Source organism: Ochrobactrum sp. S1502_03, from assembly GCF_044435015.1.
GTDB lineage: Bacteria > Pseudomonadota > Alphaproteobacteria > Rhizobiales > Rhizobiaceae > Brucella > Brucella chromiisoli.
On sequence record NZ_JAYEXN010000001.1, the window covers coordinates 157,361 to 178,621 of the forward strand.

A 21,261-nucleotide genomic window follows, 5' to 3' on the forward strand; every position below is an offset into this window, starting at 1 on the left:
CATAATCGACCCATCCGGAATCAAACTGGACAAACCCAATTCCCGTCGGCGGCTCTCTACAAGTTAAAATCAAAAAATTCAAGACGATACCCAGCGTTAAACTGACCGTAACTGAACCTTAAACAAAGATACCACACAAAAGAATTCATGAAGATTAAACAATACTAATGTAGATTATTTTATATAATGCAACTTAATTATAACAACATTTAACAGTTGACAATATTGTCAATAACACAAATTTTAAAATAACTCCATAAATTTTGCCATTCACTCAACGCAAATCGATTCGCGAATCGCTTTTAATAATACCAATTCAACTTGCAGGCCCATGATCTGGAAGTATCCCCGACCATTATCATCGCCAGAGCGCGCATTCTTTTTGTTTTACACAGGAGCCAAAGCATCATAGCGGGATCACAAAGGATCCTCTGGTCGCACTTTACGGCCTGCACGCTGCGCAGTTTTGCTGGAAATGATCTTTTGCGCTACGCATTATCCTACGCAAAACCGCTGCGCACTTTTGCTGGAAATGATCTTTTACTCACGCATTATCCCACGCAAAACCGCTGCGCACTTTTGCTGGAAATGATCTTTTGCGCTACGCATTATCCTACGCAAAACCGCTGCGCACTTTTGCTGGAAATGCTTTGACGGAAAACACATGATATTTGGGAACTGGCCGATTGAACAAACTGAAGGGGCAATGCTTGCCTATGCAATCACGTCAGGTGCACACAGCTTTCGTAAAGGCACCGTTTTAACCCGCGACCATCTCGATATTTTGCAAAAACAAGGCATCACGCATGTCTTTGCAGCACGCCTCGAAGACGACGACATCAGGGAAGATGAAGCAGCGCTTGCCGTCGGAAATTTGCTCATTTCAGAGAATATAGAAGCGGGAAAGCCCGTTACAGGGCGTATCAATCTGTTTGCCCGTCATGACGGTCTGTTTCACGCGCAAGCAACTGCCATTGACACCATAAACCTGCTTGATCCGCGTATTTCCGTTGCAACATTGCGCAATGACTGCCGCGTTCAGCGTGGCCAGATGGTTGCGAGCGTTAAAATCATTCCCTTTGCGATACCAGCAAAGCTGATTGAAAACCTGCGCTGGCCAGCAGCCCCGCAAAATATTCTGGATGTGAGGCCGTTCCAGGCCATGACGGTCGGGATTATCCAGTCTCAATTGCCGTCCATACGCGATTCAGTCCTCGACAAAACACGCAAGCTCATTTCCATGCGCATTGAGCATAATCACGGATCAGTGGGGGCTGAACACCGCGTGGTTCATGCGCAAGATGCGCTCATGCGGGCAATCAGTGAACTCCGGCATGCGTGCGATCTCATCCTCATAGTCAGCGCCTCTTCCATCGCAGATGAAGCGGACATTGTCGCGCGCGCAATTCTCGCTTCGGGTGGCGAGATTTTGCGTATTGGTATGCCGGTTGATCCGGGCAATCTTCTGGTTCTGGCAAAGCTTGGGGAGAAATATATTATTGTCGCGCCCGGATCCGCACGCAGTGCGCGCGAAAACAGCCTCGACTGGATACTGGATCGCTTGATGGCGGGTGTGAGGCTTGATTCAGACGATCTGGGAAAAATGGGGGTCGGAGGACTTCTGTTTTAACAATGATAGTCAAACACAAGAATACCATCGAGACCATTTTCGGCCAGTTCGACAAGCTTTCCGCCAACGACCACGTGATCAGGATGAGGAAGATAGGCATCGCGCGCCGCTGCATCGGTAAAATCGACAACAAAGCCGTGCTTAAATCCCTTTTCGAGCGCTTCGGGACTGTTATTTTTACCCGCTGTAATCGCAACGATGCCGTCGATTTTGCCCCGCAAAGCGACCACCTGATCAAGAGCGGCTTTTATCTGCGCGGGTTCGACATCCGATCTGAACCGAATAAGAACGATATGGCGTATCATTGATTGCCTCCTCACGAAACGCTGCGCAAGACTAGTTCCAGATCCGGCAGCTGTGAAGTGTTTCCTTCGGGCTGCAAAACGAAAAAGGCCGGGATGAACCCGACCTTCCGCTTTCATTCGGTTTGCGCCATTACATCCGTGGTCGCATCACCGAATGAATTCCCGATACGAATTTAGATTTAGCATTGTTGCATTTCAGGATTGTGACAGTCTTCAGAAATCCATCAAAAGCCCGAAAAGAATAACCTGAAAGCGCAATGCCCAGCATATAGGCCCGTCGGTCGCCCATAGGCCACGTGTTAACCTTTGCCAGAGCTCCTTGCGATCACAACACGCGAAAACCCAACGCGCGCTCACGCGTGTTCTGTCCGAAAACGCATTCTCCCTTTTCGGGATGCGCTTTGATCAAGCTGCCATCGGTGTTTGTACAGGTTCCGGATGATTATAGTTCCAGACCTCAATCAAACACTGCCGCATCAGATCGAGATCCACCGGACCAATCCGGCTGAGTACCAGATCAAGTTCATCCGGCTCGACACCTCTGTTAAGAAGTTCGACTATGGCTTCGATCAAAACTTTTTTGTCGTCAAATCTATAGCGCTGCATCAAACCTGCTCCGCTAAATGCCCCATTTTGATACAAATAAACTAAACCACTATGGTTAACCGAAGCTTACCATTATCAGCCGTTCGAGATGAAATTGCAGTCCGGGAGGACGCTCTCACTCTTCCGGCAAGCTCAGTCGTGTCAATCTTGGAAAACACTACGCAACGAAATATAAAATTACACTTTTCAACATTATGTCGCAATCGTACTATATAAGAGAGGGAATTCAAGTAAAAAAAAGTAAATTTATATCACATTAGAAACCTCTACTAAGGAACAATTATGCACCCCCTCAAAAAACATGCGCTTTTTTCGCTTGGTTTTGTCAGGATACTTGTTCTGAGCATGTTGATTGGCGGGAGTTTTCTTGGTGGCTATTTGGTAACAATTCAGTATAAAGGCAATGTCCACACCATCATCGCAGGGCAAGCCTATCGCTCCAATCAGCCTGATCCATCGCGTATTGCACAGCTGAAGACGCTTTATGGCATCAAAACGATTATCAATCTGCGTGGCGCAGAGCCGGGTTCGAAATGGTACGATGACGAAGTTGCAGCGTCTACGGCGCTTGGAATTCAACACGCAGATTATGCGATGTCATCGCGCAAACAACTCAGCAAAGAGCAAACACGCGCGCTCATTGCTTTGATGCAGCAAGCGGAAAAGCCAGTGCTTCTTCATTGCAAAGCAGGATCGGACAGAACCGGGCTTGCCGCTGCCCTTTACATTGCTGCGGTTGCCAAAGGCGGCGAGCGCAAAGCCGAAGGACAGATGTCGATCGCCTACGGTCACTTCGCACTTCCGTTCAGCCCGACCCGCGCCATGGATGACACTTTTGAAGCCATCGAAGCAGAGCTTGGTTTTCCCAGCTCATAAAAAGCCTCAACTGTTATTCGCAAAACAAAAACGCCGGGGTTTGATCCCCGGCGTTTTCGTCAATTGCAAATGGCTGATCAATCAAGACCAACGATCTTGCCGTCTTCCCATTTGAAAACGTCAAAACTTGGCGATGAAAGATCACCCGTTTCGCCATAGGTCAGCTTACCAATAACCGTTTCGATTGGCTTGCCATCGCGAAGTGCTGCGGCAACAGCTGCGGTATCTTCCGTCGTACCAGCGCGTTCAATACCGTCTGCAAGCACCTGAACAGCGGCAAAAGCGTTCATGGTGAATGCTTCAACCGGAATGTTCTTGGCTGTCAGCGCATCAACGGCTTCCTTGGAAGCTGGATTCTTCGTTGCATCAACAGCATTGGTGAAGAGTGTGCCTTCAGCATTCTTCTGACCAATCGCCCAGAACTCGGTGTTGGACAGACCTTCACCGCCAAGAATCAGGGCATTCAAACCTGCATCATGCATCTGACGGGCCAGAAGGCCGCCTTCACCATGATAACCGCCGAAATAAACGATCTCCGTACCAGCGGCTTTCAGCTTGGATACCAGAGCACTGAAATCTTTATCGCCGGGGGTGACGGAATCGTATTGAACTTCGGTGATGCCATCCTTGTTGATTGCAGCCTTGAAGGAATCTGCGAGACCCTTACCATATGCGCCCTTGTCGTGAACGATGGCGACCTTCTTGTCCTTGAAGTTTTTCAGGAAGTAGGCGGCCATGACATCGGCCTGCTGATCATCGCGACCGCAGGTGCGGAACACGTTTTCCAAGCCGCGCGACGTCAGATCAGGACCGGTTGCAGTTGGCGTAACCATAAGAACGCCGTTTTCCGCAAAAACGTCGGAAACAGGGATCGCGACGCCGGTCGTGACCGGGCCGACGACGAACTTGATGCCATCACCAACAAGCTGGTTTGCCGCAGAAACGCCCTGTTTTGGCTCACCGGCATCGTCGGCAAACTTCAGAACGATCTTTTCGCCTTTGATACCACCATTCTTGTTGATGACTTCAACAGCGGTTTCCGCACCCTTCTTGACCTGGTCGCCATAGGCGGCAACCGGACCTGTGAGTGGTGCGACAACGCCAATCGTAATATCTGCATAAGCAGCGCTGGCAAAACCGAGAGTAGCGGCAAAGGCTACGCTGGAAAGAAGCTTGAGGTTCATTCTTTTTCTCCTTTGGTGAGGCCCCGTTTTTCCCGATGGCCCCAGACAACCCATGCCGGTCAAATCGTAGCGCATATGCGCTGCAGCTTTGCCGGGCCCTCCCTTTTATTTCAATCATACGATCTTAAAGGGTCAATCCAAAAACGCGCCGCACCATCACCCTTTTGGGGTACCAGAGCCATAATATTATCCGAAATTGCATCTGCGCTTTCGGAAACATGCTCCAGAACGGCAGCACGCTTTCATGATGTAATAAGAATGCATTTCCAGCTTCCGATTGCAAGGGGCCAAGTACCCGCAACTACAACGAAAACTGCCTCCCAAAAAATGCTTATCCTCCTCTCTTCCATGGTGGTGTTTGCTTTGCAAAAAAGGCCGCGATTCCTTCCGCAGCCTCTGGCGTTTCCCATGTGTCGGCGAGACGGGTGAGTGTCATTTCGATCACCGCTTCGTCGATCGGTGCACTGAGCGCGTGCACCAGCCGTTTGGACGCTGCGACCGCATTGGGTGCAGTCGAAAAATAGGGTTTGATTTCCCGCTCTATTGCAGCATCAAGTTGCTCTGCTTCGACCACGTGATGCAGCAATCCAATGTGCTTTGCTTCCATTGCATCAAACAATCGTGCCGAGGTAAACGTTCTCAGTGCATGGGCCTGTCCGATCCGCGCAACCACATAGGGACTGATGGTTGCCGGGATCAGGCCAAGCTTGGTTTCCGTCAACCCGAAACGCGCATCACAGACACCGATCACTGCATCGCAAACGCTGATAAGCCCGACACCACCGCCAAAAACCTGTCCATTGATCCGCCCGATCAGAGGCTTCGGCAGATCGCGCAAGGCTTTGAGCATCAGTGCCAGTTTGCGCGCCGCTTCTATTCGTTGAGAGCGGTTCGCGTTCACCTGCTCCTGCATCCAGCCAAGATCGCCACCTGCGCAAAAGCTTTTGCCGCTGCCGGTCAGAATAACGAGACGCACCGCGTCATCATCTGCCAGTTGCAGCGTCGCGTTGAAAAGCTCATCGATCATAAGACCGGAAAGCGCATTGTGCTGCTCGGGGCGATTGAACGTCAGTGTCGCGACACCGCGCTCATCAAGCGCAATTTGCAAGGTTTCGAACGCGCTCATGCAGCCTTATCCTGCGTGAACGCTTGCGCAAACAACGCTGCCGATCTCAGCTTTTCAATATCAAGGCCGGTTTCAAAGCCAAGCCGATGCAGCATGTCCGCGACTGCCAGCGTATCGACATTGCCCTTGGCACCCGGTGCAAACGGACATCCCCCCAGTCCGCCCACCGATGCATCAAACACCCGAAGCCCCTTTTCCAGACTGGCCCGGATATTATCAAGCGCACGGCCATTGGTGTCGTGATAGTGACCGGCAAGACTGTGCGCAGGCGCGATATTCAACACGGCATCGAGCATGGCGCTCACTGTTTCAGGCGTGCCGCGCCCGATTGTGTCACCAAGGCTCACCTCGTGGCAGCCAAGCGAAAAGAGTTGCTCGGTGACTTCTGCAACCGCCTGCGGCGCAGTTGGCCCATCATAAGGACATTCGACAACGCAGCTGACATAACCGCGAATGGCCAGACCATCATTGATGGCTGCACCAATCACTGGTGCCAGCCGCTCAATGCTCTCTGCAATCGTGCAATTGATATTGGCTTTGGAAAAGCCCTCGGAGGCAGAGATGAAGACGGCAATTTCATCAACATTGGCGCTCACCGCAAGCGCATAGCCCTTCATATTCGGCACCAGAACCGAATAGCGGACGCTGCCCGCACGGTGGATACCGCGCATCACCTCTTGCGCATCGGCCAATTGAGGCACCCATCTGGGGCTGACAAAACTGGTTGCTTCGATACGGGAATAGCCACAAGCGGACAGGCGATCAATCAGCGCAATCTTGTCGGCTGTCGGAACAAAACGCTTCTCATTTTGCAGGCCGTCACGCGCTGCCATTTCGACGATTTCCACGTGTTCAGCCATGTTCTTCTCCTCTTTTTGTTTGAGCATGATCTTGTCCGAAAACCGGTTCCCACTTTTCGGGATCATGCTCTTCCTCCAGTTGGACTAACAGCGCGCCTTCATCGACCTGATCGCCAGCCGCGACGTTCACAGTTGCGACCTTGCCATCTCGCGGCGCAGTCAGTGAAAGCTCCATCTTCATCGCCTCCATCGTCACAAGCCGGTCGCCTTTGGCGACACTTTCGCCTTCCGCAACGCACACCAGCCGCACAAGTCCTGGCATCGGCGAGAGAATGCGGCTTTCGCCCGAAACCTCCTCCTCCGCACCGACAATCTCAACATGATGAAACAAGGCGTCGCGTCCATGGAGCTGAACGCTCACGTCAACGCCGATGCGCATGACGGATGCCTGTTCAAGGTGACCATGAATTGAAAAGCGCACCAGACCATTTTCATGAGAGCGGATTTCCAGATCGCCAAAGCTAAAGCCAAAAAGCCTGCCGCTTTTGATCGTAAAATGAATTGTCTGGCGTTCACCATGATGATCAAGCAGGACGGAGCGCGCTGCATCATCCCATAGGCGGAAACCGCGCAGACTGCTCCATGGATCATTGTTAAGCGGCGCATCCAGCAAATCAAGCGCACCGAGTGCTGCCAGCGCAAAAGCAATATCCGAAGGCTGTTCTATTCTGAAAAGTGTGGACGCCTCACGCGCAATCAGCCCTGTATCAACATCGCCAGAACGAAAGGCTTCAAGCTTGCAAAGTTGGGACAAAAACTGCCGATTGGTGACAAGTCCTGCAATACGCGTCTTGTTCAAAGCGCCTTCGAGCCGGGTCAACGCCTCATCGCGCGTTGCGCCATGGGTGATGATCTTGGCAATCATCGGATCATAAAACGGCGTGATGGTATCGCCAGAGCGCACGCCGGAATCCACGCGCGCATTTTGAGGCGCTGCAAACAGCGCAAGCCTGCCGGTCGCGGGCAGAAAATCACGCGCAGGGTCCTCGGCATAAAGCCGCGCCTCAAAAGACCAGCCATTGATGGAAAGCTCAATCTGCTGCTTCGGCAAGGCTTCGCCGGACGCCACACGCAATTGCCACTCAACCAGATCAAGGCCGGTTATCGCTTCCGTCACCGGATGCTCAACCTGTAGCCGCGTGTTCATTTCCATGAAAAAGAAGCGGTCAGGGTGCAGCCCTTCCGACACATCGGCGATAAATTCCACCGTGCCTGCGCCGGAATAGCCGATGGCTTGGGCAGCCTTGACTGCCGCCTCGCCCATGGCAGCGCGCATTTGAGGCGTCATGCCGGGGGCGGGTGCTTCCTCAATCACTTTTTGATGGCGGCGTTGCAGCGAGCAATCGCGCTCAAACAAATGCACCGCATGACCATAATTATCACCAAAAACCTGCACCTCGATATGGCGCGGCTTGGTCATGTATTTTTCAATCAGCACGGCGTGATCGCCAAACGATGCTTCTGCCTCGCGTCGCGCACTGTCCAATGCAGTTAAAAAATCGGTGGGATTGTCGACACGACGCATACCCTTGCCGCCGCCGCCCGCACGCGCTTTAATCAGCACAGGATAGCCTATGCGATCCGCCTCGCCTTTGAGAAAGGCGGCGTCCTGATTGTCGCCATGATAGCCGGGCACGACGGGCACTCGGGCTTTTTCCATCAAGCGCTTGGCGGCATCTTTCAGCCCCATCGCGCGGATGGCTTTGGCCGAAGGGCCAATGAAGGTGAGCCCTGCTGCCTCGACCGCATCCACAAAGTCGGCATTTTCAGAGAGAAAACCATAGCCCGGATGAATGGCTTCCGCGCCCGTATCCAGTGCCGCCTTGATGATCGCATCAATATTGAGATAGCTTTGCGCAGATTGTGCCGGACCGACGCGCACCGCCTCGTCAGCCATTTCGACATGAAGCGCATTGGCATCTGCATCCGAATAAATCGCGACAGTGGCAATGCCCAATTTGTTCGCCGTTCGGATAATGCGGCAGGCGATTTCTCCGCGATTGGCAATCAGTATTTTTTGAAACATCTGACCGCCCTCTTTACATTCTAAAGATGCCGAAGCGCGTCGGCTCGACCGGCGCATTCAACGTTGCAGAAAGCGATAGACCGAGCACTTCGCGGCTCTTGCGCGGATCGACAATGCCGTCATCCCAAAGCCGTGCCGATGCATAAAGCGGGTGGCTCTGACGCTCGAACATGTCCAGGGTGGGACGCTTGAACTCCGCTTCCTCTTGCGCCGACCATGTGCCGCCGTTGCGCTCGATCCCGTCACGCTTGACGGTGGCCAGAACGCCTGCCGCCTGTTCGCCGCCCATCACCGCAATACGGCTATTCGGCCACGTCCACAAAAAGCGCGGAGAATAGGCCCGCCCGGCCATGCCATAGTTTCCCGCCCCATAAGATGCACCAATCAGCATGGTTATCTTCGGCACATTGGCGGTGGCGACCGCCGTCACCAGCTTGGCCCCATGCTTGGCGATGCCTTCGGCCTCATATTTGCGACCAACCATGAAGCCGGTGATATTTTGCAGGAAGATCAGCGGAATATTGCGCTGGCAGCACAACTCTATGAAATGCGCCCCCTTTAAAGCAGCTTCGGAAAACAAAACGCCATTATTGGCGATAATGCCAACCGGCATTCCATAAAGACTGGCAAAACCGCAGACCAGCGTCGGGCCAAATCGTGCCTTGAACTCATCAAACTCGGAACCATCGACCAACCGCGCAATCAGCTCGCGCACATCATAGGGAATGCGGGTGTCAGCCGAGACAATTCCGAGAATCTCTTCCGCGTCATAACGCGGGGCAGCACCCTCGCCTCTTGGTATGAAGGCACGTTTTTCACTGTTGAGATTAGCGGCGATGGCGCGAGCGATTTGCAGCGCATGAGCATCGTCATGGGCGAGATGATCGGCCACGCCGGAGAGCCGGGTATGCGTGTCACCCCCGCCCAGATCTTCAGCGCTTACCACTTCGCCGGTTGCAGCTTTGACCAACGGCGGACCAGCCAGAAAAATCGTGCCCTGATTGCGCACAATCACCGTCTCATCGCTCATGGCAGGCACATAAGCGCCGCCTGCCGTGCACGATCCCATGACGACTGCAATCTGCGGAATGCCCGCTGCCGACATCTGCGCCTGATTATAGAAAATACGCCCGAAATGATCGCGATCGGGAAAAACCTCATCCTGATTGGGAAGGTTCGCGCCACCGGAATCGACCAGATAAATGCAAGGCAAGCGGTTTTCGCCTGCGATCTCTTGCGCGCGCAGATGCTTTTTCACCGTGATCGGATAATAGGTGCCGCCCTTCACCGTTGCATCATTGCAGACAATCATGCATTCACGGCCAGATACCCGGCCAATGCCGGTGATCATGCCCGCGGAAGGGGCCGCATTGTCATACATGTCATGCGCCGCCGTCAGCCCCACTTCCAAAAAGGGTGATCCCGGATCGATGAGCTGCGCAACACGATCACGCGGCAAGAGTTTTCCGCGCGCGATATGACGCTGCCGCGCTTTTTCGCCACCGCCATCCATGGCCATGCGTGATGCCTCTGCCACCACATCAAGCGCTGCCAGCATAGCCTTGCGATTGGCTTCAAAGACGGGGCTGCGTGTCAAAATTTCAGATTTCAGAACCGGCATCAGCGGGTCTCCTGAAAGAGTTCCCGTCCGATCAGCATACGGCGGATTTCCGACGTGCCTGCACCGATTTCATAAAGCTTTGCGTCACGTAAAAGACGCCCGGTCGGATAATCATTGATATAGCCGTTACCGCCCAGCGCCTGTATGGCCTGCAAAGCCATTTGTGTGGCGTTTTCCGCTGCATAAAGAATGCAGCCAGCCGCATCCTTGCGCGTCGTCTCGCCACGATCACAGCTCGCTGCCACCGCATAAACATAGGCGCGCGAAGCGTTGAAGCTCACATACATATCGGCAAGCTTACCCTGCATCAGCTGAAACTCACCAATCGGCTGGTCGAACTGCTTGCGCTCATGCACATAAGGCACAACGACATCGAGACAGGCCGCCATGATGCCAAGCGGCCCACCGGCCAGCACGACCCGCTCATAATCAAGGCCGGACATCAGCACATTGACGCCCTTGCCTTCTTCCCCCAGCAGGTTTTCGGCGGGCACTTCACAATCCTCAAACACCAGTTCGCAGGTGTTGGAGCCGCGCATACCGAGCTTGTCGAGCTTTTGCGCGGTTGAGAAGCCTTTGAAGGTTTTCTCAATGATGAAGGCACTGATACCACGCGGACCCGCTGCCGGATCGGTCTTGGCATAGACAACAAGCACATGCGCATCGGGGCCGTTGGTGATCCACATCTTGTTGCCGTTGAGAATATAACTGTCCCCGCGCCTTTCGGCTGTCAGCCTCATCGACACAACGTCAGAACCGGCTCCCGGTTCGGACATCGCAAGCGCACCGACATGCTCGCCGGAGATAAGTTTGGGTAGATATTTCGCGTGTTGTTCGGGCGAACCATTGCGCTTGATCTGATTGACGCAGAGATTGGAATGCGCGCCATAGCTCAGGCCAACCGAGGCCGATGCACGGCTGATTTCTTCCATTGCCACACAATGCGCAAGATAGCCCATGCCTGCGCCACCGTAATCTTCTGGTGCCGTGATGCCCAGCACGCCGAGATCACCCAGTTCGCGCCACAGATGCATGGGAAATGCGTTCTTGCGATCAATATCGGCGGCAAGCGGCGCAATGCGGCTTTCCGCAAAACGGCGAACCGTATCACGAAGGGCTTCGATCTCTTCGCCAAGACCGAAATTCATGCCCCCCAAATTCTGGCCCGAAGCAAACATACTCGTCCTCCACAAGTTCTGCCCGGCTGCTGTTTTTGAAAACAGCTATGTTCCGTTCAGAGTGTCGTGTGGAGACCGATTAGGCAATGGCTTTGCGCGGCGTTCTGTGGCTATTTATTACCCTATAACGAAATTTTCTTTCGCGCACCATTCCGCATCAAGTCTCCTGAAGCTCGGCAATATCGCGATAAAGCTCCAGTGCTTGCGGGTTTGCCAGTGCTTCACGGTTCTTCACCTCGCGGCCATGCACGATGTCGCGCACGGCAAGTTCGACAATCTTGCCGGATTTGGTACGCGGAATATCACTGACAGCGATGACCTTTGCAGGTACATGGCGCGGTGTAGCGCCGGTACGGATTTTGGCTTTGATCCGCGCTTTGAGAGCGTCATCAAGCGAAACGCCTTCAGCAAGCCGCACAAAGAGCACCACGCGCACATCGTTGTCCCAATCCTGCCCGATGCAAAGTGCTTCCGTCACTTCCGGCATCTGCTCGACCTGATTGTAAATCTCTGCTGTCCCGATACGCACACCACCCGGATTAAGCGTGGCATCCGAACGGCCATGAATGACAATGCCATCATGCTCGGTCCATTCAGCAAAATCGCCATGGCACCAGATATTGTCGAAACGCTCGAAATAGGCTGCCTGATATTTCGCGCCTTCCGGATCGTTCCAGAATTGCAGCGGCATACAAGGAAAGGCCTTGGTGCAAACCAGTTCGCCCTTCTCGCCGCGCACCGGCTTGCCATTATCGTCCCAGACATCAACAGCCATGCCAAGGCCAGCGCCCTGAATTTCGCCCTGCCAGACGGGTTCGGTCGGCACGCCCAGCACGAAACAGGAAACGATGTCCGTTCCGCCTGAGATGGATGCCAGATGCACATCCTTTTTGATTGCCTCATAGACAAAAGCAAAACCTTCAGGTGACAGCGGCGAACCGGTCGAGGAAATGGTACGCAGAGCGGACAGATCATGGGTTTCACCGGGTCGCAGACCGGCTTTCAGCACCGCATCAATGAATTTTGCCGACGTGCCGAGATAGGTCATGTCTTCGGACGCCGCATAATCGAACAGAACATTGCCATCGGGATAAAATGGCGAGCCATCATAAAGCAGCAGCGTTGCACCGGACGCGATGCCGGACGCCAGCCAGTTCCACATCATCCAGCCGCAGGTGGTGAAATAGAAGAAGCGGTCGCCTTCGCGAATATCCGCGTGAAGACGGTGTTCCTTAAGATGCTGCAACAGCACGCCGCCAGCACGATGCACGATGCATTTTGGAATGCCGGTCGTACCCGACGAAAAGAGAATGTAGATCGGGTGGTCAAATGGCAGCCGCATGAACTCGACTGCTTTTGCTGAAAAAGGGTCAAGGGCTGCGTCAAGCGCAATGCCGTTCCGGGCCTTGCTGGCCACCGCTTCCGCTTCGCCCAAATAGGGAACGATGACCGAGCGTTTGCTGCTGGGCAGCCTGGCTGTCACTTCGGCGATCTTGTCACTCACATCAATGCGTTTGCCGTTATACCAGTAACCATCGCAGGCAAAAAACAGTTTCGGCTCGATCTGGCCAAAGCGATCCAGCACACCCTGCGCGCCAAAATCCGGCGAGCACGAAGACCAGACTGCCCCGATAGACGACGCTGCCAGCATTAGAGCGACAGCCTCAGGCATGTTCGGCATCATGCCTGCAACGCGATCACCGGGCTTTACTCCTTCTGCAAGCATCAACTGCTGAAGCTTTGAGACCAGTGCATGAAGGTCGTCCCATGTCAGGCGGCGCTCAACCTTGTCTTCGCCGCGAAAGATGATCGCCTCTCCCGCACCGTTATGACGCAGGAGATTTTCTGCAAAATTAAGTTTGGCATCGGGAAAGAATTTCGCCTCACGCATATGACCATTGTCGACCAGCGCCGTTTGCCCGCGCTCACCAATGACATTGCAAAAATCCCAGATTAGACTCCAGAAAGCGGCACGGTCTTCAACCGACCAGCGGTGCAAATCGGTGTAAGTGGCAAGTTTCCGTCCCGCCCTCCCCTCGGCCTGCACGCGAAAGTGCTCGAGCGGGCTTGTCGCAATACGGTTTGCATCAGGTTGCCACAGGGGCTGTTTATCAACGGAAACGGCCGCAATAGTCATCATTCCTCCCAGAATCACGCCGAGCTGAAATCACTCCGACGATCAGCTCCAAAACAAATGTCTAAAAGAGACCTACCCATCCGTCCATATTTTTCCAGATGCTAGAGCGCGTTTCGATCTGACTGAATGAGATCGGCTCTTAAACTTTTTGTTTTATCGCGCATCTTTTTCCGAAAACCGTTTCACACTTTTCGGGATGCGCTCTAATGCGCTGATTGCCCTGAACCCAGAAGGTTTTCCGTATCGCTTTCGCGGTTTAGCCATCGGTTTATCCGATTAACGAGCCAGCGATTGATTGGATTTTCAAAAATATGCCAGGCTATAAAAGCCGCAACAACGCTGGCTGTAACACCACCCGCAATCAGCATCACAGCACCGATTGTGGTGTCTCCCCAATGTTGCGGAAGAGCGTTGAAGAAAATCAATCCGACCAATGGATGCAGAATGAAAATACCAAAGCTGTAGGGAGAAAGCCGCACCAGAACAGGCAGTCGCAGGGGGGTGTAAACATCCTGGGTAGAGGCGATGTAGAGCACATAAACTCCACAATAAAGGAAAGCCAGCCGCAACGGCCCTTCAAGCGTGTTGGGTTCTTCCGCCACAGCTGGCGGATGATAAAATAGAAAAATCGCCACACAAACGGCAAGCGCCAGCTTAATCGCGAGCACTGGCATTATCGGATGCGCACGGCGCGCAAGCCACATGCCGAAAAGGAAAGAAGGCAGCGCCCGCAGCACACCCACATCGGCCATTTGAATGCGTGTCAAGGAGGGGGCGCCCAGCTTCTGCGCCAGATACTCTCCAACCGCTACAACAAGGATAACAATAACGAGAACAAAACTCCCCAGCCTGCGGCAAAGAATATCAAACAAGGGAAAGCAGAGATACATCAGGAAAAGTGCGCTCAGAGACCAGCTGACGTAATTATAAGAGAGCGTTTTTCCAAGCCCCCAATCATGAATGAGCAGCAATTGTGTGAGCCCGTCTGACAGGCTCATATTGGGCTCGGCGGAAGGGTGAAGAACACCGGCTGCCGTCAAGACTGACAAAAGGGCAAAGCAGGCAAAGGTTATGGCGTGCAGCGGATAAATCCGCGCCAGGCGCTTGCCAACAAAACCAAGATATTGCCGTCTGTTCCAGACGTAATTCTGCTTTCTCGCTAGAAACAGACCTGACACAATAAAAAAGACATCAGTAAAATAAGCAAATGGTAATATAATGTCTTGCAGCGGGGCGTTTTTCACAGGGATGCGAAAAGAATAATGAAACGCTGCAATTCCAAGACACAGTAGAAATCGCAGACCGTCGAAATCAGGAAGCCTTTTCACCCAACCAACCGCTAACAATTACTTTGGTGGAGCTTCACTAACAACATTGAGATAAAAGTCGAGGGAAACTTAATTTCTCCGATAATAAAACCGTCCGGCTAGAGCGTATCGCGCTTAATCATACCCAATACGCTCGCTCTATGTTCTTATTTTTACGCATGTTGTTCGCGGATCGTAGCGGGAATAGAAATCAGTCCGGTGACGTATTTTCCCCGCGAAAGCGATTCCTAGCATTTCGCGACCGGTTTTAGGGCTCAACGGTTTTTTATAGAGTGGTGTGGGGAAATTTGGTGGAGCCAAGCGGGATCGAACCGCTGACCTCTTGCATGCCATGCAAGCGCTCTCCCAGCTGAGCTATGGCCCCATCAGACAGAAATTTGCTGCCCGTTGAGGCGGCTTATTAAAGGGCAAGTTACAGAAGATCAAGAGATAAAACGCAACTCTTTTCATATCTGCCAAAAATAATTTGTCGATCATCAACAGGCGTGAGATTGCAGCCCAGAAAACAGCAAGGCGACTCATTGAGCCGCCCTGCTTTAAATCGTCCATGAAGGCGTTATCAGACTTCTTCGTCGTCGCCGCCAACGCCGCCGCCCAGAATACCGGAAACGTCGTCGTCTTCATCTTCTTCCTCTTCAAGGAAGGTGTCTTCATCGTCATCGCCCAGATCGACATCGTCGTCGAGGTCAGGAAGATCTTCACCACCCTTGGCTTCGTCATCCGCATCTTCAAGAGAAACGAATTCCGGCTTTTCGAGCGCTGTATCGAGCTCTTCGGCTTCTTCTTCCTCTTCGGCCGCACGGCTTTCCGCTATGGTCGCTTCAAAATACGACCGTGGGTAGGAAATGCCTGTATAGGGCGAAACAATCGGATCACGATTGAGATCGTAAAACTTTTTGCCCGTTTCCGGATCGATGCGCTTGGTACCAAGTTCAGCTTTTGCCACGTTTAGCCTCGTGAGTTGATTTCTCCGTCGCGCCTGCGACGCTTACATGCTTTAAGCTCGCCATCAAACTCCTCAACCGTCCATCAGTCGGGAGAAGGCGGAAGACGCGCATTACGGTGTTGTTTTGGTGCATAAACGCAATTTGCAGCTTTTGTCAAAGCGAAAGACGCATTCTGCACGCGATCTGTGTTTCAAAACACGCATTCGCGGATGACCCCGCGCTGTTCCTGTGCTAGGTAGCTGCCGCTTTGATCAATCCCGCGTGCATAACGCCCAAATGAGACAGTAACAAATCCATGTCCCATTCCGCTACCCCGAAACCTGCAATCGCCCGCCGCTCAGAGGCACTCAAGGGCGAAATTCGCATTCCGGGTGACAAATCTATATCGCATCGTTCCTTCATGTTCGGCGGTCTGGCTTCGGGTGAAACCCGTATCACCGGCCTGCTCGAAGGTGAAGACGTTATCAACACAGGCCGCGCCATGCAGGCGATGGGTGCCAAGATTCGCAAAGACGGCGACGTCTGGATCATCAATGGTGTTGGTAATGGCTGTCTTTTGCAGCCTGAAGCCCCGCTTGATTTCGGCAATGCCGGAACCGGTGCACGCCTCACCATGGGCCTTGTCGGCACCTACGACATGACCACAACCTTCATCGGTGACGCATCATTGACCTCACGCCCCATGGGACGCGTGCTCAATCCGCTGCGTGAAATGGGCGTTCAGGTGAAGGCTGCCGAAGGCGACCGCATGCCGCTGACACTCACCGGTCCCAAAACTGCAAACCCGATCAGCTATCGCGTGCCGATGGCGTCCGCTCAGGTTAAGTCCGCCGTTCTGCTCGCAGGTCTCAATACGCCGGGTGTTACAACGGTCATTGAGCCTGTCATGACGCGTGATCACACCGAAAAAATGCTTCAGGGCTTTGGTGCTGACCTGACGGTTGAAACCGACAAGGACGGCGTGCGCCATATCCGCATCGTTGGACAGGGCAAACTCACTGGCCAGACCATCGACGTGCCGGGTGATCCATCCTCAACCGCTTTTCCACTGGTTGCAGCCCTGCTGGTTGAAGGTTCGGACGTCACCATCCGCAATGTGCTGATGAACCCGACCCGCACCGGCCTGATCCTCACCTTGCAGGAAATGGGCGCTGATATTGAAATCATCAATCCGCGCCTTGCCGGCGGTGAAGACGTTGCGGATCTGCGCGTGAAGTCATCGAAGCTCAAGGGCGTTGTCGTTCCGCCGGAACGCGCACCTTCCATGATTGATGAATATCCGGTTCTGGCGATTGCCGCTTCTTTTGCCGAAGGCGAAACCGTCATGGACGGCCTTGATGAACTGCGCGTCAAAGAATCAGATCGCCTTGCAGCGGTTGCGCGTGGCCTTGAAGCCAATGGCGTTGATTGCACCGAAGGTGAAATGTCGCTCACGGTTCGCGGTCGTCCTGACGGCAAGGGCCTTGGCGGCGGCACGGTTGCCACACATCTTGATCACCGCATCGCGATGAGCTTTCTCGTCATGGGGCTGGCGTCCGAGAAGCCAGTCACAGTTGACGACAGCACGATGATTGCCACCTCGTTCCCGGAATTCATGACCATGATGCCGGGTCTCGGTGCAAAAATCGAAGTCAGCGCGCAGCAATGACAAGTTTCGTCGTTGCCATCGACGGACCGGCAGCCTCGGGCAAGGGAACCCTTGCCCGGCGCATTGCCATTCATTACGGCATGCCGCATCTCGATACCGGCCTGACCTATCGTGCCGTTGCGAAAGCGCTTCTTGATCAGGGGCTGCCGCTGGATGATGAAGCAATTGCTGCCGATGTGGCACTTCATCTTGATCTGCATGCGATGGACAAGGCTGTTCTTTCGGCCCATGCAATTGGCGAAGCCGCATCCAAAGTGGCTGTCATGCCCGCTGTGCGACGCGCTCTTGTTGAAGCACAGCGCGGCTTTGCCAGAGCCTTGCCATCCAGCGTGCTTGATGGGCGCGACATTGGAACGGTGGTTTGTCCGCAAGCCGCTATCAAGCTTTTTGTGACCGCCTCACCGGAGGTGCGTGCGCAACGCCGCTTTGACGAGATTATTGCAAAGGGTGGAACGGCCGATTTTGATGAAATTCTGGCCGATCTCAAAAAGCGCGACGAGCGCGACATGAACCGCACGGATTCCCCGCTCAGGCCTGCTGAAGACGCACACTTGCTAGATACGAGTAAAATGAGTATAGAAGCGGCATTTCTGGCAGCGAAAAAGCTGATTGATCACGCTTTGGCGCAGCATCCGGCATAAAATCAGGAAAGCCGTGAGGTTTTCTGCTATGATCCGCCCGGAAATGCTCGATTATTCGGGGTTTGTTCCTATATAGGGCACTCCCAACATTATAACCTGACTTCGCGTTCCACGCGCCGGTTGTCCCAAAGGGACGGAGCCGAAGGACAGGCCGAACGCAACTCTAACCCCCGGCGCCGCATCCGATGTTGTTTTATACCGGATGCATCAGGAGTATTTATGTCTGAATTCAATCCAACCCTTGCAGACTTCGAGTCGCTGCTGGCTGAATCCTTTGCCAACAATGACCTTGCAGAAGGTTATGTTGTAAAGGGTCGCATCGTTGCCATCGAAAAAGACATGGCAATCATCGATGCCGGCCTCAAGGTCGAAGGTCGCGTTCCGCTGAAGGAATTCGGCGCGAAGGGCAAAGACGGCTCGATGAAGCCGGGCGACGAAGTTGAAGTCTACGTTGAGCGCATCGAAAACGCACTTGGCGAAGCTGTTCTGTCGCGCGAAAAAGCACGCCGCGAAGAAAGCTGGGGCAAGCTCGAACAGAAGTTCGCCAATGGCGAACGCGTTGACGGCGTCATCTTCAACCAGGTCAAGGGTGGTTTCACCGTCGATCTGGACGGCGCAGTTGCCTTCCTTCCACGTTCGCAGGTCGACATTCGTCCGATTCGCGACGTTACCCCGCTTATGCACGTCCCACAGCCTTTCGAAATCCTCAAGATGGACAAGCGCCGTGGCAACATCGTTGTCTCGCGCCGGACCGTTCTTGAAGAAAGCCGTGCGGAACAGCGTTCGGAAATCGTTCAGAACCTTGAAGAAGGCCAGGTTGTTGAAGGCGTTGTCAAGAACATCACCGATTACGGTGCGTTCGTTGATCTCGGCGGCATTGACGGCCTCCTGCACGTGACCGACATGGCATGGCGCCGCGTCAACCATCCATCGGAAATCCTCACCATCGGCCAGTCGGTCAAGGTGCAGATCATCCGTATCAACCAGGATACACATCGTATCTCGCTCGGCATGAAGCAGCTCGAGAACGATCCTTGGGATGGCATCGGTGCGAAGTACCCGATCGGCAAAAAGATCACCGGTACTGTAACCAACATCACCGATTACGGCGCATTTGTCGAAATCGAGCCAGGCATCGAAGGTCTGATCCACGTTTCAGAAATGTCGTGGACCAAGAAGAACGTACATCCAGGCAAAATCCTGTCGACCACTCAGGAAGTCGAAGTCGTTGTGCTCGAAGTTGATCCGGTCAAGCGCCGCATCTCCCTCGGCCTCAAGCAGACCCTCGACAACCCATGGACGACTTTTGCCGACAAGTACCCTTCGGGCACAATCGTTGAAGGCGAAGTCAAGAACAAGACCGAATTCGGCCTGTTCATTGGTCTCGACGGCGACGTTGACGGCATGGTTCACCTTTCCGATCTCGACTGGAACCGTCCGGGCGAGCAGGTCATCGAAGAATACAACAAGGGCGAAGTTGTTAAAGCCGTTGTTCTCGACGTTGACGTTGAAAAGGAACGCATCTCGCTCGGTATCAAGCAGCTTTCCGGCGACAAGGTCGGTGAAGCAGCCGCTTCGGGTGAACTGCGCAAGAACGCTGTTGTAACCTGTGAAGTCACAGCTGTTACCGATGGTGGCCTTGAAGTCCGTCTCGTTGACCACGATCTCGACAGCTTCATCAAGCGTTCGGATCTGTCGCGTGACCGTGACGAACAGCGTACAGAACGCTTCTCGGTTGGCCAGAAGGTTGACGCCCGCGTCATCGCCTTCGACAAGAAGACCCGCAAGCTGCAGGTCTCGATCAAGGCGCTCGAAATCGCTGAAGAAAAAGAAGCCGTTGCTCAGTACGGTTCGTCCGACTCTGGCGCTTCGCTCGGCGACATTCTTGCCGCAGCCATGAAGAAGTCGGAAAACAACTAAGTTTTCGACCTCTTAGAGAAATGAGAAAGCCCGCCATTGGCGGGCTTTTTCTTTTTGATCTCGGAGCGGATCGGCGCGATTAACAAGCTGTCCTCAGATAACACCAAGCAAATGGATCAGGCCAAGGCTGATCAGCCCAAGAGCCAGCAGCGAAAGAATGACGGCAAGGGTCACGCGGCCACCGGCAGAGGCGACCGAACGCACATCCACACCCAATCCCAGCGCCGCCATTGAAATGATCGTCAGTGCTGTGGATGCATATTGTATGGCTGGGAGAGCGGGTTGCGGAATGAGATGAAAGGCCCGCAATGCCATCATACCGAGAAAGCCGATGATAAACCACGGCACCAGTTGCAGAAAGCCGGGCTTCACGTCTGCATCCCGATTGCCTGCAACAACAGACAACACCAGTATAACCGGCCCCAGCATCAGCACGCGCACAAGCTTGACCAAGGTTCCAAGCTGTACGCTGATTGCCGCAACGGGCGCGGTTGCAGCGAGCACCTGCGGCACCGCATAGACCGTCAGTCCCGCCAGGACGCCATATTGCGTGAATGACAACCCCAGCAACGGCACGAGCAACGGCAGGCACAGCACCACAACAACGCCCAGAATTGCCGTGAAGGCGATGGAAGCGGCCACATCTTCGCTGTCTGCACCAATGACGGGGGCAGTGGCGGCAATGGCCGAGTTACCGCAGATGGAATTGCCACAGGCCACAAGAACCGCCATACGATGCGGCAGTTTCAGCAATCGCCCTATGCCATAGCTGAGCGTAATCGCAAGTGCCACAACGGCCGCGATACCCATAATCAGTCCGGGACCGGCGGCAACGACCGCGCTCACGCTGATCGAAGCACCAAGCAAAACGACCGCAATCTCCAGCAGCAGTTTGGCGGAAAAGCTGATGCCTTTGGCAAACTGCTTGCCGGGTCGAAAGAGTGTTCTGACGGCGGTGCCCAGCAGAATAGCCAGCACCAGCGCTTCCAGCCAGGCTTTGCCGGTATAATGCTCCTCAATCTTTTCAAGCCCGATTGCCACAGCCGAAACAGCAAGGCTGAGTGCAAGCCCCGGGAGAATGTTCTGAAATTTTGTGGCAGTTGCGGTGTTCATTGGAATCAGCATTCACATCTTGAGAAATATTTTCCAATCGAATGCGCTTATTCTTCTGTTCATTCCATCGCATAATATGGCATAATTCATTCGATAAAATCGAACGATCATAGCT

The 21,261-nt window shown here is 53.7% G+C and carries 18 protein-coding genes, 1 tRNA gene and 1 pseudogene; 6 read left to right on the plus strand and 14 right to left on the minus strand.

Features of this window, described 5'->3' with window-relative positions:
- The first annotated feature begins 321 nt into the window (after nucleotides 1-321).
- Together VBH83_RS00715 and VBH83_RS00720 are read left to right on the plus strand one after the other, a co-directional pair.
- A complete protein-coding gene (locus VBH83_RS00715) occupies nucleotides 322-654 on the plus strand; it encodes a hypothetical protein (RefSeq protein ID WP_396995943.1) in 333 nt (110 codons plus the stop codon).
- 10 nt (nucleotides 655-664) lie between these two features.
- Nucleotides 665-1,630: a molybdopterin-binding protein gene (locus VBH83_RS00720; protein ID WP_265982630.1), complete on the plus strand. Its 966-nt coding sequence runs from the start codon at nucleotides 665-667 to the stop codon at nucleotides 1,628-1,630.
- Here the strand turns inward: VBH83_RS00720 and VBH83_RS00725 are convergent.
- Together VBH83_RS00725 and VBH83_RS00730 are read right to left on the minus strand one after the other, a co-directional pair.
- Nucleotides 1,627-1,935 carry a Dabb family protein gene (locus VBH83_RS00725; protein WP_265982629.1) on the minus strand — a complete coding sequence of 103 codons (309 nt, stop codon included), beginning with the start codon at nucleotides 1,933-1,935 and terminating at the stop codon, nucleotides 1,627-1,629. The two genes, VBH83_RS00720 and VBH83_RS00725, sit on opposite strands and share 4 nt — an antisense overlap.
- Nucleotides 1,936-2,340: 405 nt before the next feature.
- Entirely contained in the window at nucleotides 2,341-2,541 is a 201-nt protein-coding gene (locus tag VBH83_RS00730; protein ID WP_265982628.1) for a hypothetical protein, read from the minus strand.
- Between the two features lie 345 nt (nucleotides 2,542-2,886).
- On the opposite strand from VBH83_RS00730, the gene VBH83_RS00735 reads away from it, so the two are divergent.
- Nucleotides 2,887-3,417, plus strand: coding sequence for a tyrosine-protein phosphatase (locus tag VBH83_RS00735; protein WP_396996096.1), 531 nt, complete (start codon nucleotides 2,887-2,889; stop codon nucleotides 3,415-3,417).
- Between the two features lie 77 nt (nucleotides 3,418-3,494).
- On the opposite strand, the gene VBH83_RS00740 is transcribed toward VBH83_RS00735, so the two are convergent.
- The 11 genes and pseudogenes from VBH83_RS00740 to VBH83_RS00790 form a co-directional block, all read right to left on the minus strand.
- On the minus strand, nucleotides 3,495-4,601 hold the full coding sequence (locus tag VBH83_RS00740; protein ID WP_265982626.1) for a branched-chain amino acid ABC transporter substrate-binding protein: 1,107 nt from the start codon (nucleotides 4,599-4,601) through the stop codon (nucleotides 3,495-3,497).
- A 331-nt stretch (nucleotides 4,602-4,932) separates the two neighbouring features.
- Complete coding sequence (locus tag VBH83_RS00745) at nucleotides 4,933-5,727, minus strand: crotonase/enoyl-CoA hydratase family protein (RefSeq protein ID WP_396995946.1); 795 nt, start codon at nucleotides 5,725-5,727, stop codon at nucleotides 4,933-4,935.
- On the minus strand, nucleotides 5,724-6,587 hold the full coding sequence (locus VBH83_RS00750) for a hydroxymethylglutaryl-CoA lyase (RefSeq protein WP_265982624.1): 864 nt from the start codon (nucleotides 6,585-6,587) through the stop codon (nucleotides 5,724-5,726). Before VBH83_RS00750 ends, VBH83_RS00745 begins: the two co-directional genes overlap by 4 nt.
- Nucleotides 6,588-6,651: 64 nt before the next feature.
- Nucleotides 6,652-8,670 (minus strand): annotated as a pseudogene (locus VBH83_RS00755) (acetyl/propionyl/methylcrotonyl-CoA carboxylase subunit alpha); the annotation flags it as partial.
- The gene (locus tag VBH83_RS00760) at nucleotides 8,627-10,234 is read right to left on the minus strand and encodes a carboxyl transferase domain-containing protein (RefSeq protein ID WP_265982623.1); all 1,608 of its coding nucleotides are present in this window, start codon (nucleotides 10,232-10,234) and stop codon (nucleotides 8,627-8,629) included. The gene VBH83_RS00760 and the pseudogene VBH83_RS00755, both read right to left, overlap by 44 nt.
- Nucleotides 10,234-11,412, minus strand: a complete 1,179-nt coding sequence (locus tag VBH83_RS00765; protein WP_265982622.1) for an isovaleryl-CoA dehydrogenase — start codon at nucleotides 11,410-11,412, stop codon at nucleotides 10,234-10,236. The genes VBH83_RS00760 and VBH83_RS00765 overlap by 1 nt, the downstream gene beginning before the upstream one ends.
- A 157-nt stretch (nucleotides 11,413-11,569) precedes the next feature.
- A complete protein-coding gene (locus VBH83_RS00770; RefSeq protein ID WP_396996098.1) occupies nucleotides 11,570-13,549 on the minus strand; it encodes an acetoacetate--CoA ligase in 1,980 nt (659 codons plus the stop codon).
- Between the two features lie 203 nt (nucleotides 13,550-13,752).
- Nucleotides 13,753-14,877 carry an acyltransferase gene (locus VBH83_RS00775; RefSeq protein ID WP_265982620.1) on the minus strand — a complete coding sequence of 375 codons (1,125 nt, stop codon included), beginning with the start codon at nucleotides 14,875-14,877 and terminating at the stop codon, nucleotides 13,753-13,755.
- A gap of 288 nt (nucleotides 14,878-15,165) precedes the next feature.
- Nucleotides 15,166-15,241 (minus strand) — tRNA-Ala (locus tag VBH83_RS00780).
- Entirely contained in the window at nucleotides 15,232-15,462 is a 231-nt protein-coding gene (locus VBH83_RS00785) for a hypothetical protein (protein ID WP_265982619.1), read from the minus strand. Before VBH83_RS00785 ends, VBH83_RS00780 begins: the two co-directional genes overlap by 10 nt.
- A complete protein-coding gene (locus tag VBH83_RS00790; RefSeq protein WP_265982618.1) occupies nucleotides 15,437-15,823 on the minus strand; it encodes a TIGR02300 family protein in 387 nt (128 codons plus the stop codon). Before VBH83_RS00790 ends, VBH83_RS00785 begins: the two co-directional genes overlap by 26 nt.
- A 296-nt stretch (nucleotides 15,824-16,119) precedes the next feature.
- Between VBH83_RS00790 and aroA the strand changes: the two genes are divergently transcribed.
- The 3 genes from aroA to rpsA all read left to right on the plus strand — a co-directional run bounded on the left by aroA (nucleotide 16,120) and on the right by rpsA (nucleotide 20,033).
- Complete coding sequence (gene aroA, locus VBH83_RS00795; protein ID WP_265982617.1) at nucleotides 16,120-17,472, plus strand: 3-phosphoshikimate 1-carboxyvinyltransferase; 1,353 nt, start codon at nucleotides 16,120-16,122, stop codon at nucleotides 17,470-17,472.
- Complete coding sequence (cmk, locus tag VBH83_RS00800) at nucleotides 17,469-18,113, plus strand: (d)CMP kinase (protein WP_265982616.1); 645 nt, start codon at nucleotides 17,469-17,471, stop codon at nucleotides 18,111-18,113. Before aroA ends, cmk begins: the two co-directional genes overlap by 4 nt.
- 219 nt (nucleotides 18,114-18,332) lie before the next feature.
- Nucleotides 18,333-20,033: a 30S ribosomal protein S1 gene (gene rpsA / locus VBH83_RS00805; RefSeq protein ID WP_265982614.1), complete on the plus strand. Its 1,701-nt coding sequence runs from the start codon at nucleotides 18,333-18,335 to the stop codon at nucleotides 20,031-20,033.
- Nucleotides 20,034-20,126: 93 nt separating this feature from the next.
- Here rpsA and VBH83_RS00810 read toward each other — a convergent pair whose 3' ends face one another.
- Nucleotides 20,127-21,146: a YeiH family protein gene (locus tag VBH83_RS00810; protein WP_265982613.1), complete on the minus strand. Its 1,020-nt coding sequence runs from the start codon at nucleotides 21,144-21,146 to the stop codon at nucleotides 20,127-20,129.
- Nucleotides 21,147-21,261: the final 115 nt, after the last annotated feature.